We start from the raw sequence: 19258 nt of genomic DNA, 5'->3' as shown, positions 1-19258 counted from the left end.
ACAGCCCGTAATCACCATCGAAAGGGTAGGGTGGGCCCCCCGTGCCCCCGCGTTCAGGAACCCTGAACCAGCTTCTGCAACGCCGCCGGATCCAGGATCACCAAGCGGTTTGCCTCCTTCTGCACGATCCCCTGCTGCACCAGCGTCAGCAGAGCCCGGGTCACTGTCTCGCGGCTGGTATTGATCATGTTGGCGATGTCCTGGTGCGTCGGCAAATTCTCGACCACGGCCTGGGGGGCGCCGTCTTCCGGCTTCTTCTGCAGCAGCGCCAGGTAGGTATAGATGCGCCGCGCCGTATTATTGATGCTGAGCAATGCACGGAATTCGGAGTCGCGCTGGATCTTCTGCGCCAGGTGCTTGAGCATCTGCCGGGCCACGCTGGGCGAGTGCGAGAACAGATGCATCGCGGTGGCCGCCGGCAAGAAGGCGACCAGCACGTCGCTGGTCGCCACCACTGACGCCGAACGCGTGGATTCGTTGATCAGGGCGATCTCGCCGAAGAAGTCGCCCGGCGCCAGCATGCGCAGGCCGATCGCGCGGCCATCCTCGGTGATGTCGACCACCTGCATCTGGCCGGACAGCAGGAACAGCAGGGCGTCGGCGCTGCCACCCTTGTACAGCACGACTTCGCGCTTGTTGAAGTGGCGGAAGCGCAGCTCGGGCCTGATCAGCGCGATCTCGTCGGGCGTCAGGTCGGCCAGCAGCGGGATCTTGCGCAGGTGGACCTGGATCTGCACTTCCTGCAGCGGCTGCGCGGGTTCGGAGGGGAGGACCTTGCTGAGAGCGGTCATGTGGACATCAATATCGATCAGGGTTGCCAACGCCAGCTCAACTGGAACTGGCGGTTATTGTACTGAAAGATGTCGATATTTTCCCGGTTTCGTACCGCCCGTGTTTCCAGCATCAGGCTTTGATTCTTGCCGATCGGGTAACTCAGGACCGCGCGCAACACCTGCGTCGCCTGGTCGCGTGTCTGCGGAATCAAGAGTTCCGGCGCATACGGACGGGCGCTGCGCCAGGTCTGGCGGGTGTAGCCGAGTTCGCCCGTCAGGCCGGCCGCCAGGGGGCTGCGCAAAAGCAGGCTCAGCAGCTGACCGTGGCGGTCGCCGCCCGGACGCTGGGCATTGCCGTGGTCGCTCAGCAGGCCGAAGCTGGCGCTGCCGTACAGGCTGCCGCGCTGGTGCGAGAGTTCCGGCCGCAGCTCCAGGGTGTGGGCGTCGAAGTTGGTCAGGCGCCGGTAATCGGTCACCGTATAACCACCCATCACATTCAATAAAGTGTTGTTCGGTAGCGACAAGGGCGGCGTGACGCGCAGTTGCGCCTGGGCCTGGCGCTGATAGATGTGGCCGCCGAGGCTGACCATGCCGGCCGCCAGGGTCGAGCGCAGCGCCCAGCTGCCGAAGCGCCACGGCGATTCGATGCCGCCGAACAGCGAGCTGCTGTCGTACTGGTGCAGGGTATCGTTGCGGCGCGACTGCAGCTGCGCAAAACCGATGGTGCCGTTGGGCGTCAGGGCGCGCAGGTATTCCAGGCCGGCCACGGTATAGCCGTCCTGCTTCGGCAGGAAATCGTCCAGCAGCGGCAGTTCGACCGAGCCGTCGCCCAGTTTCAGCGTCGAGGTGCTGGCGCCCTGATTGACGTTGCGATCGTAGCCGCGCCCGGCGATGAGCGACAGCGCGCTGTTCGGCGTCCACGGGTGGCAACCCTCTTCGCGGGTCTGCGAAATCAGTTCCAGGATCTCGCGCGAAGGATCGAAGCGTGTCTCGACGGTGGCGAACATGCGCTCGGCTTCCTCGGCGTTGCCGAGACCGCACTGAATCAGGGCCAGGTCGAGCCAGGCGCCGGCATGGCGCGGCTCCTGCTCGATCAGGCGGCGCAGGGCGCGCGAAGCGTCCGTGCGGCGGCCTTCCGCCAGCGCCTGCAAGGCTTCCTGGTACAGCGCCTGCTGCGTGGCGCCGAGGGTGGGCGCCCCCGGCTCGTCCGCGTCCGGCGCGGCGGCATCGGCCTGGGCCAGCGCGCACGCCGGCCATGCGAGGGCCGCCAGCAGCGCCAGCGCGGCGGCAATAGAACGCTTCATCGGGCGTGCTCGCGCAGGACGGCGCCGGGCTGGCATGGATCGGGTTGAAGACTGCCTTCCTGCTTCATGCTGGATTCGAAAGTATAAAGAATGGTCTGTTTTTCCTTGCCGCGCAGCCGGCGCTCGCCCAGCAGGATGAACCGGTGCCGCCGCGCACGCTCGACCGTGCCGGCGCCGATGATGACGTCATGGGGAAAGTCGCGCGCCACCTGTTCGAGGCGGGAGGCGGTGTTCACGCTGTCGCCGACCGCAGTATATATGCTGCGGAAGGAAGTGCCGAAATCGCCGGCCATCGCCGGGCCGCTCTCGATACCGATGCGCACGCGCAAGGGCGCGTGGCCGGCAGCCTGGTGGCGCGCGCTCAGGGTCTCGACACGGCGCAGGATCTCGCGCGCGGCGTCGAGCGCAAGGTCGGCGTGGTCTGGAATCGGCAACGGCGCCCCCCAGAACGCGACCAGGCCGTCGCCGGTGTATTTGTCCAGCGTGCCCATGGTCTCGATGACCGGGCCGGTGAGGCAGGCCAGGAAGTCGCGCGTCAGCCGCGACGCCTCCGCCACCGGCAAGGCTTCGACCTGGCTGGTATAGCCTTCCATGTCGGCGATCAGGGTGGTGACGTCGAGCTGGCGCGGCGCCAGCGGATCCTCCGCCTCGCTGCGCAGCAGTTCCTCGACCACGCTCGGGGCCACGTACTGGCGCAGGGTCGACAGCAGGTGGCGCGAACGGCGCTGGGTCAGGTGCCACTGGTAGGGGATGGCCACCGCCAGCAGCAGCAGGTTGCTGGCCAGCGGCCCGGCCGGCGAGAAATCCGGGTCGTAAGGGCTGGCGAAAAAAGCGAGGGCCAGCCACAGCGCCGAGCTGGCGGCCAGCAGGCCCATGCTGGCGAACGCAGAGAGGCGCGGAAATGCGAGCGTGGCGCCGACGGCGCTCAGCAGCGCGAAAGCGCAGGCGATCAGGCGTCCTGGCCACGGCGCCGGCGCCAGGCCGGCCTGGCGGTCGAGCAGGGTGCTCAGCATGTTCGCCTGAACCCCGAGCCCGGGACGGTCGGCGCCGAAGGGCGTGGTAACGCGGTCGGCCATGCCCAGCGAGGACGAGCCGACCACCACCAGGCGCCGCGCGGCGCTGGGCGGATCGATGGCGCCGTCGAGGATGTCGGCGGCGCCGACCACGGTATAGGCGGGCCAGTCGCGGTCGAAGCCGACGCGGATCGTGCCCGCATCGAAGCGCAGCGCTTTCCCCCCCGAACAGCAGTCGACCAGCGCCAGCGCCAGCGCCGGATATTGCCGGCCTTCGAATTCGGTCAGCAGGGGCACATGGCGCAGGACGCCGTCGGGGTCCGTGATATAGGCGGCGGCGCCCACATGGGGCGCCGCCGCCAGCGCGGGATAGTTGCCGATGTAACCGGTAGCGCGCACGCCGCGCACCGGCGAGCGCACCGCGCCGCCCAGCGCGCCGACGCGCACCTGCAGTTCGCGGGTCCGGTTGAAGTCGAAGGCCTGCAGCGGCACCACCGGACCGTGGCGCGCCAACAACGCCAGGCGCGTATCGCCGGCCTCGTCCGCACGTTCCGGCAGCATGATGTCGAGCGCCACGCCGCGCGCCTCGTAGCGCGTCAGCAGGATCTCGACCAGGTCGGCGATGCGTTCGCGCGGCCACGGCCACGGCCCCAGCCTGGCCAGGCTGGCCTCGTCGATGTCGACCACCAGCACGCGCGGCTCTTCCCTGGTGCTGGACTGCACCCGCAGGAAGGCGTCGCGCAGCCATTCGCCGGGCAGGAAGGAATACGCAGGCAGCGGCCCCCATTGCATCCAGACGCACAGCGCCACGGCGGCGAGCGCGATCGGCCAGCGCAGCGCCGTCTGCCAGGAGCGCAAGCGCGCCAGTAGGGCGGAGGGGAAGGAAATGGGAATACGCACGCCTCGGGATTTACTTTCTCGTCATGCTGTTACGGCAACCCGGAGTATAGCTTTTTCGTTGCTCTTGGGTATTATCTTTTTGCTATGCATGGAATCATTGCCGCCCAAGCAGGCTCAGCTGCGTTTACAATGTGACGCTTATCACAGAATTCCTTGTGTAAAGCAAGGTAGATTCGGCGAAAAGGGGAAAACTATGTGGCGATCACTCGTCTTGATGGCACTCACGTGCGTATTTCATGCGGCCCAGGCGGCGGACGCCGGCAAGATCATTTTCGTGGCCGGCAAAGCCAGCGTGGGCGGGCAGCCTGCACTCGACGGCGCGCCGGTGCGGGAAGGGCAGATGCTGAGCACGGGCGCCGATGGCTTCCTCTATATTAAGACGGTCGACAGCGGCCTGTTCATCCTGCGCCCGAACACCCAGGCGCGGATCGCAGCCTACCAGGTCGACGAAAAGAATCCGGCCAAAACCCAGGTCAAGTTCGAATTGCTGAGCGGTGTTGCGCGCAGCAAGTCCGGCAATGCGGTCAAGCAGGCGCGTCAGAACTTCCGTTTCAACACCCCGGTGGCGGCGATCGGCGTGCGCGGCACGGACTTCACGGTCTTCACGGACAACGACACCTCGCGGGTGGCGGTCATTTCCGGCGCCATCGTGATGAGCGGGTTCGGCGGCGCCTGCATGCCCGGTGGCGCCGGCCCCTGCGACGGCGATGCCAGCCGCGAGCTGAGCGCGAGCCAGCGCGGCCTGCTGCTGCAGGTGCAGCGCGGCCAGGTGACCCCCCAGTTGCTGCAGGGCAGCCCGCTGTCGCCCGACCAGGTGTCGCCGCCGCGCGCGGACGAACCGCTGGCGCGCGCCGCCGGCGCGGGCGGCGGCGCCAGCGCTGCCGGACTGCCGAACCTGGATGCGCAGAAGACGGTCGACCTGGTCAAGGTGGTCGACCCGGCGCCGCCATCGCCGCCGCCGGTGAAGGATGTCCCGCCGGTGCCCGTGCCGCCGCCGGCGCAGCCCGCGCCGCCGGTGGTGGTGGTCCCGCCCGCACCACCCGTCACGCCCGTGCCGCCGATCGAAGCCGCCATCGTCCTGCCGGCGCGCGACATCGTGTGGGGACGCTGGCAGGTGGTTGCAGGCCGGCCGCCCGATTTCAATCTGCCCCAGGCCATGGATCAGAGCGAGCTCATCAAGACCAATGGCAATTATGCGCTGTTGCGCAGCCGAGGTACGGACGACTTCGTGATGCCGAACAACGGCAGCATCGGCTTCCAGCTCAAGGGTGGGGAAGCGTTCATCTATACAGATTACACCCCGACTTACCGGATCGAGACGCCGGCCTCGCTGACGAACGGCATGCTGACAGTCGATTTCGGCAAGCAAAGTTTCGAGACCAGCATCGGAATAACGAGCGGTGCGGAATCCTTCAAGCTCAGCGGCTCCGGTACAGTCGGCGCGGACGGCCAGCTCAACGGTTCAATGGGAAGCAGCCAGATCAATGTCCTGAATCTGAATGGCTTGCTGAGCAGGCAGAACGGCGGCTCGGCGGCCTACATCTTTACCAGTCGACTGGACGAGAAGCGCTCTGCTAACGGCGTCACATATTGGCAGCAAACCCCGCATTAAAATTAATCCAAATATAAAAAAGACCCCGGCGCGCCGGGGTTTTTTTATTCCTAAAGGAAATATGAAAATGTATCTAATTGTTTCGCGACTATTCCGTGAGTATTAGATTTTTTGCTAATGAAATCAGCGCTTTGTAGCCTGACTTGTGAGTATTGGAGAGTATTGGGGCGGGGCCTTCTACCCCTTACTTCATTCTTGAAGTACATGTCTTGCAGTATCGGGAAGACTCTTCGATAATGCTTGCCGATTGTCTGTTTGGAATTTACAAATTCCAGACAAGAATCTTCCGCGAATGTGATGGCGGTCACATCTTTCGTGAGCCGGCATCTGTCATGATTCGGAACGTTGGGCGGCAGGACAAACTTTTTGTAACTGCTGTTTGATATAACATATCGATCGATCGATCTACTTTGGAGCAATAAATGGCAACGACTTACTACAACGACCTGCAGAAGCTGTACGTCGCTTACTTCAACCGTCCGGCAGACTTCGGCGGCCTGAGCTACTACGAAGGCCTGATGGAAGCGTCGACGAACAAAGCCGCTACCCTGGCTGGCATCAGCGCTGATTTCGCCAAATCGACCGAGTACACCGACACCTTCAAGGGCATGTCGAGCGCCGAGATCGTCAACGCCATCTACGTCAACCTGTTCGGCCACAACGCCGACGACGCAGGCAAGAAATACTACGCTGACTTTCTGGATGCCAAGAAGCTGACCCTGGCCGACGTCGTCACCGAAGTCGCCAAAGGCGCACAAGGCTCCGACCTGACCGCCTACAACAACAAGCTGACTGCTGCTGCTGCGTTCACTGCTGCTGTCGACACCGACGCGGAAAAAGCCGGCTACAGCGGCGCCGCTGCGAACAAGATCGCCAAGACCTTCCTGGCTGGCGTGACCGACAATGTGTCCCTGGCATCGGCTACCACCCCGGCTGCCCTGAACAGCGCCGTGGCTAACGCTGTTGCTGCCGGCACCACCTTCTCGGTCGCTAGCGCCCTGGCTCAATCGACCGCTGCCAACAAGGCCATGGACGCGTACGTGACCGCGACCGTCAAGACCGACGTCAACGGCGACACCTTCAAGAACGCCGCCGACATCAAAGCAACGCAAACCAACGCGGTCACCAAGGTCGGTAACGACCTGAGCGACACTGCGGCCCAGACCCTGTACAAAGCAGCGACCACTTCGCAAGCGGTTCGCGATGCACTGGTCTCGAACCAGCAGGCCATCAACGCCAAGGCCCTGAGCGATGCCCAGGATACCGTGGCTAAAGACAACGCCAACATCGCCAAGATCGCTGGCCTGAGCGACGCAGTGGCAATCTCGGCTGCAGCACAGACCAACCTGAGCGCTGCTCAGGACTCGTCGACCGCTGCCCAGGCTGACCTGGCTGCCAAGGAAGCTTCGTTCGGCATCAACAACGGCGGCACCGCTACCAGCGTGACCGTGACCGGCACCGCTATCACGTTCAACGACGGCACGACCACCACGACGCTGGCAACCATCGCCAACGGCAAGGCGACCGTGAGCACCGCTACCGGCTTCGACGCAAGCGCTTACACCGGCCTGACCGACCTGGTCGCTTCGTACAACGCTTCGGTGACCGCTGCTGGCAACGTGACCAAGGCGATGGACAACGCCGCCATGGCCCAACTGGGTGCGAACCTGCTGGACGTGGCTCCGGACACCGCCGGCACCGTCACCGTCACCGGTAACTACGCTGGCACCTACACCGAGTCGGCCCTGATCGCCAAGATCGCATCGGTCATCAACACCACCACCACCGGTGCCGTGGCAACCGGCGCGACCCCGACCCTGGCACAGATCCAGACCGAACTGGCTGTCCTGAAAGCTGGCACCGATACCGCTGCCTACAACGGCTTCAAGGCCCTGGTGGACGCTGAAACCGGCCTGGGCGGCACCGCTACCCTGGATGCCAAGTGGAACCCGCTGGTCGCCAAGCAAGTTGCCGACACCGCCGTCGTGACCGCCGCAGCAAAAACGATCACGACCCTGACGAAAGACCTGACCGCACTGACGACCGCCAATGCCAACGTCGAAACCTACAACGGCCTGAAAGCAACCGCTGATGTGTACGCCAAGGTCCTGACCGACAAGGGCTACGCCGTCACCACCCTGGATGCTACCCACCTGACCAACTTTGCTACCGCATCGTCGGATATCTACGTGGTCAGCACCAAGGATGCATCGATCGCCGCCTTCGGCCTGCAAGGCACCGACTCGCTGTTCGTCGGCACCGGCTACAGCCTGGTCCAGGGTTCGGCTACCGGCACCAGCGCTGTCAAAGGCAGCGACGCAGCACTGGAAATCTTCGTCAGCAGCTCGGGCGGCGACACCATCCTGCAAGTCGAGCAGCACGCTTACAGCTCGTCGGTCAACGGCGGCACCGGCGAAATCGTCACCATCACCCTGACCGGTGTCGACGCGACCACCATCAAGCTGGACAGCACCGGTATCATCACCGGCCACGCTTAATATCGGTCACGGGCCTGCTTCCAGGCCCTGTAACTGACAGCCCCGCCTCCGCAAGGAGGCGGGGTTTTTTCATTGTCGGTTAGGAATTTTGTCGCACGAACGCGACCGTTTTAACGAGTCAATCTGAAAATTTGTGATGGGTGTCACATTTTTTTGATGTTTTCGTAGATAATGTGCCCGCAAGCGATTTCTCCAAGGCTACAAAACCAGAGCGCTGCTTCTGCCCTGTCACGTGAGACACATGAAAAAATACCTGAATCCCCAAACCGAGATCGGCCGCATCCTGCGCAGCTTCAAAGGGACTTTCTATACCGTCGCCACCTTCAGCGCGATCGTCAACCTGCTGGCCCTCGTGCCGTCGCTGTACATGCTGCAGGTCTACGACCGTGTTCTGTCGAGCCGCAACGAGATCACCTTGTTGATGCTCACCCTGATGATGCTCGGCGCCTATATGTTCTCGTCGGCGCTGGAGCTGATCCGCTCCTTCGTGCTGGTGCGCGTCGGCGCGCAGTTCGACATGAAGCTCAACCGCCGCCTGTACACCGCGGCCTTCGAGCAGAACCTCAAGCATGGCGGCACCAATGCCGGCCAGGCCCTGAACGACCTGACCACGGTGCGCCAGTTCCTGACTGGTAACGCGTTGTTCGCCTTCTTCGACGCGCCCTGGTTCCCGATCTACCTGATCGTGATCTTTTTCTTCGAGCCCTGGCTCGGCCTGTTCGCCCTGGGCGGCGTGGTCGTGCTGGTGATCCTGGCGATCGTCAACGAGCGCGTCACCCATATGCCGCTGAAGGAAGCGAACACGATGTCCATCGCTTCCGCCAACACTGCCACCAACAACCTGCGCAATGCCGAAGTCATCGAGTCGATGGGCATGCTGCCGAACCTGATGGCGCGCTGGTTCAAGACCCACGGCCGTTTCCTCAGCCTGCAGGCCGAGGCCAGCCAGAAAGCCGGCACCATCACCGCCGCCACCAAGTTTTTCCAGATGGCGCTGTCGTCTTCGGTGCTGGGCCTGGGTGCTCTGCTGGTGCTCGATAACAAGATCACGGCGGGCATGATGATCGCCGCCTCGATCCTGCTCGGCCGTACCCTGGCCCCCGTGCAGCAGTTGATCGGCGTCTGGAAGAGCTGGAGCAGCACCCGCAGCGCCTTCGACCGCCTGACCTCGCTGCTGGAACAGAATCCCGCGCGCGAGGCCGGCATGCAGCTGCCGAAGCCGCAAGGCCACCTGAGCGTCGAAGGCGTGCATGCCGCGCCGCCGGGCGTGCGCAGCCCGATCGTCAAGGCCGTCTCGTTCGCGATCCAGCCGGGCGACGTGCTGGGCGTGATCGGCCCGAGCGGTTCCGGCAAGTCGACCCTGGCGCGCCTGCTGGTCGGGGTGTGGCCGTCGATGATGGGCAAGGTCCGCCTGGATGGCGCCGACATCTATGCCTGGAACAAGGCGGAGCTGGGCCCGCACATGGGCTACCTGCCGCAGGACATCGAGCTGTTCAGCGGCACGGTGTCCGAGAACATCGCCCGCTTCGGCGAGATCGACGCCGACAAGGTGGTGCAGGCGGCCAAGCGCGCCGGCGTGCACGACATGATCCTGCGCCTGCCCGAAGGCTATGACACCAAGCTGGGCGAAGGCGGCGGCGGTCTGTCCGGCGGCCAGAAGCAGCGCCTTGGCTTGGCCCGCGCAATGTACGGCGATCCGTCGCTGATCGTGCTGGACGAGCCGAACTCGAACCTGGACGATCTTGGCGAGCAAGCGCTGGTACATGCTGTGCTCGACCTGCGCCAGCGCGGCAAGACCATCGTGCTGATCACCCACCGCCCCAGCGCGCTGGCGGCCACCACCAAGCTGCTGGTGATGGGCGATGGCAGCGTCCAGATGTTCGGTCCGACCAAGGACGTGATGGCCGCGATCAACGAAGCGAACCAGAAAGCCCTGGCGGCTCACCAGGCAGCCCAGCGCGCCGCAGCCGCGGCTGCCACGCAACCGGGCAGCGCCCCGGCCACCGCCTGATACAGCGCTTACTACCGGAGAAAGTTACCCATGAAATTGTTGAAGAACGACGCGGCCGAAGTCATCTCGCACGACGTAACGCCGCTGGAAGTCAATACCGACGCGCGCTCGTTCAGCCGTGTCGGCTGGCTGATCGTGGTGCTCGGCCTTGGCGGCTTCCTGCTGTGGGGCCTGTTCGCACCGCTCGACAAGGGCGTGCCGCTGTCCGGCACGGTTGCCAAGGAGTCGAACCGCAAGGCGATCCAGCACATGACCGGCGGCACCATCAAGGAAATCCTGGTCAAGGACGGCGACGTGGTCAAGGAAGGCCAGGTACTGGTGCGTATGAACGGCACCCTGGCCAGGTCGGCCTATGAGACCAGCGAAGCCCAGTACCTGACCGCGCGCGCGGCCGAGGCCCGCCTGAAGGTCGAGCGCGACGGCCTGAAATCGATCAAGTTCCCGGCCGAACTCGAGCAGCGCCGCAACGATCCGCGCGTGGCGGAGCTGATGGCCCTGCAGAACCAGCTGCTGAGCTCGCGCCAGATGTCGCTGCAGAATGAACTCGGCAGCGTGGACGAGAACATCGCCGGCCTGAAGGAGCAGATCCGCGGCCTGGAAGAATCGCGCGACAGCAAGAAGGTGCAGATGGGCTTCCTGAAGGAGCAGCTGCAGGGGATGCGCGACCTGGCCAAGGAAGGCTACGTGGCGCGCAACCGCCTGCTCGACCTGGAGCGCACCTACGCCCAGCTGAGCGGCGCGGTCTCGGAAGACATCGGCAATATCGCCCGTGCGCGCCGCCAGGTGCTGGAAATGGGCTTGCGCAAGGCCCAGCGCATGCAGGACTACCAGAAGGAAGTACGCACCCAGCTGTCCGACATCGAGCGCGAAGCCGAAGCCCTGGCCGCGCGCCTGGAAGGCCAGAAGTTCGAGGTCGACAACGTCGAGGTCAAGTCGCCGGTCGGCGGCACCGTGACCGCCCTGGCCGTGTTCACCCAGGGTGGCGTGGTCCAGCCCGGCTTCAAGATGATGGAAATCGTGCCGAACGACGATCCGATGGTGGTCGAGGGTAATCTGGCGGTCAACCTGGTCGACCGCGTCCACCCGGGCCTGAAGACCGAGCTGATCTTCTCGGCCTTCAACGCCAACAAGACGCCGCACATCCCGGGCGAAGTCGAACAGGTTGCGGCCGACCGCAGCCTCGACGAGCGCACCGGCGCACCCTACTACAAGGTGCGCGTGCGGGTGACGCCGGAAGGGCAGAAGATGCTGGCCCAGCACAAGCTGGACGTGCGTCCCGGCATGCCGGTTGAGCTTTTCGTGAAGACCGGCGAGCGCACTCCGCTGAACTACCTGCTCAAGCCGGTGTTCGACCGCGCCAGGTCGTCGATGGCGGAGGAGTGACCATGAAGGGAATACTCCGTCTGGCGGTGTCCGCCGTCTTTGGCGCCGCCGTGGCCGGCCACGCCGGCGCGGTCACCCTGCAGCAAGCCTACGAGGCAGCGCTGAAGAACGACCCGCAATACCGCATGAGCTTCTACGAAAAGGAGTCGGCCAAGGAAAACCGCGTTATCGGCCGCTCCTATCTGCTGCCCAGCGTGTCGGCCAGCTATTCGGGCAGCCGTAACGTCGCCGATCTCGAGACCTTCCAGAACGTTGTGGTTGCCGGCTTTCCCGGCGTGCAGCGTACCGTGTCGCACCCTCACTATCTGAGCCGCTCGGGCGCCGTGCAGCTGCGCCAGCCCATCCTGAACCTGGACGGCATTGTGCGTTATCGCCAGGGCAAGGTCCAGGCGCAGCAAGGTGAAGCCGCGTTCGCGGCTGCCGGCGACGAGGTCGCGGTGCGCGTGGCCAATGCCTACATGGACACGCTGTTCGCCGAGGACCAGTTGCGGCTCTCCCAGGTGTCGCGTGACATGTTCAAGGAGCAGATGTACGTCAACAATCGCCTGTTCGAAAAAGGCGAGGGCACCAAGACCGACATGCTGGAAACCCAGGCACGGCTCGACATCGCCGAAGCCCAGGTCACTGAAGCCCAGGACAACGTGGTCGCCGCGCGCGAGACCCTGGCCGGCATCATCGGCATGGATCCCGGCAATCTGGACAAGCTGGTCGACAGCTTCAATCCGGTCGCCATCCAGCCCGGCAGCTTCGAGGCATGGGAAAAGACGGCGCGCGAGCACAACAACGAGTTGGCCACGGTTCGCCTGGCGGTCGAAAATGCGCGCCTGGATATCCAGCGCACCAAGGCCGGACATTTTCCGCGCGCCGACCTGATCGCCACCTACAGCAAGGACGACTCGGCCTCGATCAATACCTACCAGCAGAATTCGCTGAACCGCGCCATCGGTGTGCAGGTGAGCCTGCCGATCTATCAGGGCGGGGCGATCAGCGCCACCACGCGCCAGGCCGCGGCCGGCTACGAGCGCGCCCAGGCGGACCTGGACGCCCGCACCAACAAGGTCATGGTCGAGCTGCGCAAGGCGCACAGCATCGTGCTCTCGAGCGTGCACAAGATCGAAGCGCTGGAGAAGGCGGTCGCATCGGGCAAGGAACTGATGAAGGCCACCGAGCAGAGCATCAAGGGCGGCGTACGCATCAACCTGGACCTGCTGAACGCGCAGCAACAGCTTTACACCAGCCAGCGCGATCTGGCCCAGGCCCGCTACTCCTATCTGATCGGCATGCTGCGCCTGCGCGCCGCGGCCGGTACCCTGGATGCGTCCAGCGTGCGTGAAGTGGCGGCTTATTTCCACTGAGGACTGCACAAGCCCGACAAAAACCCGTTGCGAAAGCAGCGGGTTTTTTTTCGTCAACGCCTTACTGCCGGCTTGCGTCATCCATTTAACATTTCCGCGTATGCGCCAAGGATTTCTTCGGAAAAATCTTTTTCTTTCAAGAACTTACGGAGCCTAGCGCACAGTTGAGTGCGCCTTGAAAAATCGGGATGCGGTATATTTTTTTACATTATTCCAAAGGAGGCCATCATGGCGACTACGACCGAAACAGAAGTACAGAAGCTGTACGTTGCATATTTCAGCCGTCCGGCGGATGTTGCCGGCCTGGCCTATTGGACCAATGTCCTGGCGACCTATCCCGATGGTTATCAGAAGGCTTCGTCAGACTTTGCCGCCTCGGCCGAATACAAGGCGATATATGCGGGCATGAACAACAGCGAGGTGGTCAGCGCCGTGTACCAGCACCTGTTCGGACGTCCGGCCGAGGCTGCCGGCGTCGACTACTGGGCCAAGTTGCTCGACCAGAAAGCCATCACGATCGATAACGTGGTAACCCAGATTGCCGGCGGCGCCCTGGGCAATGACAAGGTCGCGTACAACGGCAAGGTTGCGGTGGCAAGCGCGTTCACGACCCACATGGACCTGACCAGCGAGCAGCAGGCATATTCGACGCAGGCTGGCCTGAAGACTGGCTTCGACTATCTCGCCAGTGTGCACGACCTGGCATCTGGCGCCATGGCCATCGATGGCGGCTATATCGATATCACGATCGAAAACATGGTAAAAGCGGCCGGCACCGGCATGGACGGCCATGCCGGACTGGTCGGCGTTGCCGATCCAGTGCCGCCGCTCTTCGGCTGAGAGGCCGCGCCAGATAGAAGTGAAATTTTATTTCACGCAAGCCGCGTGAATGAAATAAAAGAACACCGCCGGTTTGCCCGGCGGTTTGTCGTTTACGCCTGCGCCTGGCCTTGCTCCGGTGCGGACAGCGGCGCCTTGGCACATTGCGGGCAAGACACGCCGGCCACATAGTCCGGCGAAAGCTGCTGGCGCGGCGTCACCACCGCGCGGCAAGCAAAGCATTGCACGGTTTCTGTCGGCTCCAGCTTCGGATTGAGCGCGGTGCGGTAGTCGAACACAAAGCAATCGCCCTTGTAGTGATCGCCGCCGACTTCCTCGAAGTACTTGAGGATGCCGCCGTCGAGCTGATAGACACGCTCGTAGCCGATGTTTTGCATGTGAATTGCAGCTTTTTCACAACGAATACCGCCGGTACAGAAGGTCACGACGGTTTTGCCTTGCAGCGCATCCTTATGCTGGGCCACGACGTCCGGGAATTCGCTGAACTTGTCGATGCGATAATCGAGCGTATTCTCGAAAGTACCGACATCCACCTCGAAAGCGTTCCGGGTTTCCATCATCACGACCGGCACGCCATCGTCGTCATGGCCCCGGTCGAGCCAGCGCTTGAGCGTCTGCGGCGTGACTGCCGGCGCGCGGCCCAGTTCCGGCCTGATCAGGGGCATGCGCATCGTGATGATTTCCTTCTTGATGCGTACCAGCATGCGGCGGTGCGACTGCTCGCTCGACAGGCTTTCCTTCCATTCCAGGTCGGCCAGACGGGTATCGCTGCGCACCCAGGCTAGATACTGGTCGATATGTTCGCGCGTGCCGGACACAAACATATTGATACCCTCGGGCGTCAGCAGCACGGTACCCCTCAACCCAAGCTCATTGCACAGCGCCTGGTATTGCGGACGCAGTTCTTCGAGATTATCGAGAGTGATGAATTTGTAGGCGGCGATGTTGACGTACATGATCATTTCAGAAGGCAAATGCGAGAAGACAGCCAGCCATTATAAGGCAGGGCGGCGCGAAGGTCAGCGTGGCGGATGACGGGCTGTAGCATCCGCCGCAATTGGCATCTACAATGAATATCTTTTACGCAAGCAAAGCCGGCCTTATGCAATCGCTCAATCTGCAGTACAACCCACGCATCGACCAGTTGCGCTGGCTGGCCGCCACCATCGTCTTCTTGTTTCATTTCCAGCTCGAATACCGCGGTCTGGGCGGTCCTGCGCTGTTGACGCCCTGGGCCGGCCTGATTACCGAAGGACATACCGGGGTCGGCCTGTTCTTCACCTTGTCGGGCTTCCTGTTCATGCAGATCGCGCTGCACCAGAAGACCATCGTCTACCGCGATTTCTTACGCAACCGGGTGTTGCGTATTTTTCCGCTCTTCCTGACCATCTTCCTCGTCGCCACCTCGATCGGGCGCGATACCTTCCAACCCCAGGACCTGTTCTATCTGTTCGCGACCAACCTTGGTCATGCTCCAACTTCTGGCACCCCTGTGACGGGCGCCGCCTGGACCATTTCGCTGGAATTCCTGTTTTATATGGTCTTCCCATTCCTGGCGCGCTTTGCGATGGAGCGCGGCCCACGCTACCTGCTCGGCGTGCTGGCGCTGATGGCTTTTTTTAAACTGAGTGCCTATACGGTCAATGCCAACAGCACCCTGATGTACTTTTGTACCTTCGTGGGCCGCTTCGACCAGTTCCTGATCGGCATGCTGGCCGCGATGCTTTACCAACATGAGCAGCTCCGCGTACGCCTGCACGCCCATGCGCCCTGGCTGCTGCTGGCGACTGCTGGCCTGGTGATATGCGAAATGGCGGCGCTGCACCGCTACGCTCCCTTTGGCGCCACCCCCAAGTCGGCGTTCTGGATCTTCTGGTCCATGGCCGAAAGCGCGGGTTGGGCGGCTTTCATGCTGGCGTGGGTATCCTTCCAGGCGCGCCTGCCGGCTCTTTTCGACCGGATACTATGCCATGGTGGAAAGATAAGCTTTTCCTTTTACCTGCTGCACATGGGCGTACTACACCTGTTAAGCCAGAGTATGGGCCTGGCCAGGCCAACCGGCAACGGCTGGGTGGACGCGAGCATCATGATTGCAGCGAGCTACGCCCTGAGCTGGGCACTAGCGACACTAAGTTACAACACCATTGAAGAACCCTTCCTGCGCATGCGCCGTCGCTACGGCGCATACAAGCTGGACAGCACCAAGCAGTGCTGATTTTCCGCACCTGAAAACACCTACCATGTGCCCACTTGGGAGACGCCAGCACCCTTCGCATGGCAGAACCCGGCTCCCGCTGGCCTCTTCCTCTCCTCACGGCACCTTCATTCCAGGCAGATATTTAACAATTTCGAATTAACAATTCAGCTTCGTAAAGACAATGTTGAATAAAAATTTGCTTATTTTTCAATAGGATGCGAACCTGACAACATGTAGGAAAAATCCCACACAAGGTTAAAAATTGTAGCTTACTTTCCATAGGGCATCTGCGCTGCATGCTAGAGTTCGTTACCTAAGAAAAACTCGAGTTACTGCTCAGAATCACTCTTTCCCTCGGATACCCACATGGCAATCAGCTACGCTTCGACGATTAATTCGCTTTACCTTGCTTATTATGGCCGTCCGGCCGATACCGCCGGCCTCGACTATTGGTTACAGCAACTTGAGCACGCCAACGGCGACTTGAGTGGCATCATCGATGCATTCGCGAAGTCCGAAGAAGCGACTGCACACTTTCACTCCAATGATGCTGCCGAGCACATCACCCAGATCTACCAGCAACTGTTCAACCGTGCGCCCGATGCGGCTGGCCTGGCCTATTGGACCGACCTGGTCTCCTCGGGCCGCGTCACGCTGGCCAACGCGGCCATCGACATCCTGCATGGCGCCCTTGATACCGACAAGCAACTGTCCGCTCTGCGCCAGCAGGTAGCCGACAGCTTCACCGAGCAGGTGCGCAGCGGCGGTACCGATTACAGCGGCTATGCCTCGATCGAAGCGGCAAGTGTGCTGATCAAGGCCGTTACGCTCGACATGAGCGCGTCCGACCTCGACGCCGTGACCAAGGCTGCACTGAAGCTGGCCGACATTGCAACCAACACGCCGGCCGTGGTGGATGCCATCGCCACCGGCACGACCCTGAGCGCGCTGCTCGATACCGTGCGCGGCGCGGCTGATCCCGTCGGCCTGGTACAAACCCTGGCCAACGTCGCCGAAGTCGCGGCCGGCAATCCTGCCACCCTCGACTCGCTGCTGCGCGGCGGCGGGATGCAAAAAGTCCTGACCGTCATGCCGGCCGCCGCGACCCTGCAGGACGTCGTTCATGCGCTCGAGCAGGGCGGCCTGCCTGCCGCGGTGGAAGTCGTTTACCCGAGCGCCCCGATCATCGTGCCTGAGCCGACTTTCCATGTCAGCTTGAGCGCCGGCGCGCTGACCATCAGCGGTACTGCCTACGACGCCGTGGTGGTCAACCTGACCACCAACATCATCACCCGCGCCGGCACGCCGGTCGTCCTGAGCGACAACTCGGTCGACCTGACCGACGCGCTGGCCACTGGTTACGCCGGCAAGGTGACCATCGTCGGCACCGCCGCCGAAGTGACGCACGCGATGGCAGTGCCGAGCGGTGTGAGCGCCTACGACATCGTCGACGCCAAGTCGGCCATCTTTACCGGTGAACCGGGCGCGCGTACCTTCGTGTCGGATGCGGTCGCCCAGCTGGTCGACGGCGCACATTCGCTCAAGATCACCGACGTGCTGTCGGCCGAAGAGCGCTCGCTGCTCGACAACCTGCAGCACTTCAACATGAACGCACTCGATGCCACCGTCGACAGCGTGGCGCCGGCTGCCGGCGAGCTCTCGTTCACCGACTTGTCCATCACCGGCACCGGCCATGCGGCAGGCATCACCAACGACGGCAGCTTCGGCCTCAAACTGGCCGGCGCCGAAGAAGGCGCGACCGTCAAGTACCAGGTGTCGCTGGGCAGCAGCGGCACGTGGACCACGGTCGGCTCGACCGAAGGCCTGGACAGCGGCACCTATCACTACCGCGCGATCGTCACCGACGCCGCCGGCAACATCAGCACCAGCAACGTCATCGACGTCACCATCGACAAGACCATCCCGGTCATCACCGGTTTCGCACTCGGTGAAAACGACGGCAAACTCGCGATCGGCGAATCGATTTCGTTCAGTGTCACCTTCAGCAAGGTCGTGGATGTCAATGGCATCCCCGAAGTCGCGCTGAATAACGGCGGCACCGCCACCTACACCAGCGGCGCCGGCAGCGACACCCTGGTCTTCACCTACACCCCGCAAGCCGGCCAGAGCATCGAGAGCCTGGCCACCGCGATCGAACATGCGTTCAGCGGCCAGATCGTGGACCAAGTCGGCAATGCCGTCGTCACGACCAACTTCGACAACCTTCATCCGTTCCAGCAGTTGCTGGTCGATGGCGAAGCGCCCACCGCCATCGTCACCATCGACGCCGTCCAGCAGGATAAGGGCGACAGCCCTGACGTGGCCGATGATTTCGTGACCAACCAGGGCAATGCCACGATTCACGCGACCCTGTCCGCGCCGATCGCCAGCGACGAACGCGTCGAGTACTCGCTCGACGGCACCACCTGGCACAGCGCCAGCGTCGACGGCATGAACGTGAGCATCGCCGACGTCAACGCCAGCACCAGCCCGACCCTGTCGCTGCGCGTGGTGGATGCCGCCGGCAACGCGACCGAAGCGGTCAGCCAGGCCATCACCTTCGACAACGAAGCGCCGGTCAATGGCGTGACCTTCAACAGCATCAGCGAAGACCAGGGCGACAGCCCGGACGCGAACGTCGACTTCGTCACCAACCAGTCCTACGCCACGGTCCACGCGACCCTGGACGCGGCGCTGGACAAGGGCGACTACGTGCAGTTCTCGGTCGACGGCGGCCAGAGCTGGATCGACGCCAGCAGCAGCATGATCGTGCCGTTCGGGATGCCGCAAGGCGCCCACGGCACCGTGTCCGGCACCGAGCTGACCATCAGTGGCATCGACATGGCCCACACCAGCAGCGTCTCGGTGCGCGTGGTGGATGCCGCCGGCAACGCCAACGAAGCGACCAGCCAGTCGCTGTCCTACGACGCCGAAGCACCGCTGACCACCGTCAGCTTCAACGCGATCAGCGAAGACAGCGGCAACAGCCAGGACGTCAAGGCCGACTTCACCACCAACGTCGGCACCGCCGACATCGGCGCGACCCTGTCGGCCGCGCTGGCCGCAGGCGAATACGTGCAGTACTCGGTCGACGGCACCAACTGGTCGCTGATCGGCGACAGCCACGTGAGCGTGGACGGCACCGCCGTCACCATCGCCGGCGTGGACGTCACCGGCAGCCCGACCGTGTCGGTGCGCGTGGTGGATGCCGCCGGTAACGCTGGCGCCGCCGCCACCCAGCACGTCACCTACGACGCCACCGCGCCGTCCACCACCGTCAGCTTCACCAGCGTCACCGAAGACGCGGCGGACAGCAAGGACACGCAGGCCGACTTCACCACCAACCAGGACACCGTCACCGTCAATGCGACG

12 protein-coding genes are annotated in these 19258 nt (G+C 63.2%); 8 read left to right on the top strand and 4 right to left on the bottom strand.

Annotated elements, in window-relative coordinates:
- Positions 1-53: 53 nt before the first annotated feature.
- From ACFPO9_RS22530 to ACFPO9_RS22520, 3 genes are read right to left on the bottom strand one after another with little or no spacing between them, the layout of a single operon-like run.
- Positions 54-791, bottom strand: a complete 738-nt coding sequence (locus ACFPO9_RS22530) for a Crp/Fnr family transcriptional regulator (RefSeq protein WP_379775228.1) — start codon at positions 789-791, stop codon at positions 54-56.
- A gap of 17 nt (positions 792-808) precedes the next feature.
- The gene (locus ACFPO9_RS22525; protein ID WP_379775225.1) at positions 809-2077 is read right to left on the bottom strand and encodes a tetratricopeptide repeat protein; all 1269 of its coding nucleotides are present in this window, start codon (positions 2075-2077) and stop codon (positions 809-811) included.
- Positions 2074-3990 carry a CHASE2 domain-containing protein gene (locus ACFPO9_RS22520; protein ID WP_379775223.1) on the bottom strand — a complete coding sequence of 639 codons (1917 nt, stop codon included), beginning with the start codon at positions 3988-3990 and terminating at the stop codon, positions 2074-2076. Before ACFPO9_RS22520 ends, ACFPO9_RS22525 begins: the two co-directional genes overlap by 4 nt.
- A gap of 214 nt (positions 3991-4204) precedes the next feature.
- Between ACFPO9_RS22520 and ACFPO9_RS22515 the strand changes: the two genes are divergently transcribed.
- The 6 genes from ACFPO9_RS22515 to ACFPO9_RS22490 all read left to right on the top strand — a co-directional run bounded on the left by ACFPO9_RS22515 (position 4205) and on the right by ACFPO9_RS22490 (position 13689).
- A complete protein-coding gene (locus tag ACFPO9_RS22515; protein ID WP_379775221.1) occupies positions 4205-5602 on the top strand; it encodes a FecR family protein in 1398 nt (465 codons plus the stop codon).
- A 422-nt stretch (positions 5603-6024) separates the two neighbouring features.
- Positions 6025-8100, top strand: a complete 2076-nt coding sequence (locus ACFPO9_RS22510; RefSeq protein WP_379775218.1) for a DUF4214 domain-containing protein — start codon at positions 6025-6027, stop codon at positions 8098-8100.
- A gap of 241 nt (positions 8101-8341) precedes the next feature.
- On the top strand, positions 8342-10111 hold the full coding sequence (locus tag ACFPO9_RS22505; RefSeq protein ID WP_379775215.1) for a type I secretion system permease/ATPase: 1770 nt from the start codon (positions 8342-8344) through the stop codon (positions 10109-10111).
- Positions 10112-10141: 30 nt separating this feature from the next.
- Positions 10142-11494 carry an HlyD family type I secretion periplasmic adaptor subunit gene (locus ACFPO9_RS22500; protein WP_379775213.1) on the top strand — a complete coding sequence of 451 codons (1353 nt, stop codon included), beginning with the start codon at positions 10142-10144 and terminating at the stop codon, positions 11492-11494.
- Between the two features lie 2 nt (positions 11495-11496).
- Complete coding sequence (locus tag ACFPO9_RS22495; protein ID WP_379775211.1) at positions 11497-12849, top strand: TolC family outer membrane protein; 1353 nt, start codon at positions 11497-11499, stop codon at positions 12847-12849.
- Positions 12850-13077: 228 nt separating this feature from the next.
- Positions 13078-13689 carry a DUF4214 domain-containing protein gene (locus ACFPO9_RS22490; RefSeq protein WP_379775209.1) on the top strand — a complete coding sequence of 204 codons (612 nt, stop codon included), beginning with the start codon at positions 13078-13080 and terminating at the stop codon, positions 13687-13689.
- Between the two features lie 92 nt (positions 13690-13781).
- Here the strand turns inward: ACFPO9_RS22490 and ACFPO9_RS22485 are convergent, their stop codons facing one another.
- Positions 13782-14645, bottom strand: a complete 864-nt coding sequence (locus ACFPO9_RS22485) for a sulfurtransferase (protein ID WP_379775207.1) — start codon at positions 14643-14645, stop codon at positions 13782-13784.
- Between the two features lie 113 nt (positions 14646-14758).
- On the opposite strand from ACFPO9_RS22485, the gene ACFPO9_RS22480 reads away from it, so the two are divergent.
- Both ACFPO9_RS22480 and ACFPO9_RS22475 read left to right on the top strand, forming a co-directional pair.
- Entirely contained in the window at positions 14759-15904 is a 1146-nt protein-coding gene (locus ACFPO9_RS22480) for an acyltransferase family protein (RefSeq protein WP_379775205.1), read from the top strand.
- A 348-nt stretch (positions 15905-16252) separates the two neighbouring features.
- A partial coding sequence (locus ACFPO9_RS22475) for a DUF4214 domain-containing protein (protein WP_379775202.1) occupies positions 16253-19258 on the top strand: 3006 nt, incomplete at its 3' end.

It is taken from the genome of Massilia aerilata, from assembly GCF_042656905.1.
Taxonomy (GTDB): domain Bacteria; phylum Pseudomonadota; class Gammaproteobacteria; order Burkholderiales; family Burkholderiaceae_D; genus Telluria; species Telluria aerilata.
Note: the sequence above shows the minus strand (reverse complement) of the source record. Positions and strands in the feature narration are given on the sequence as shown.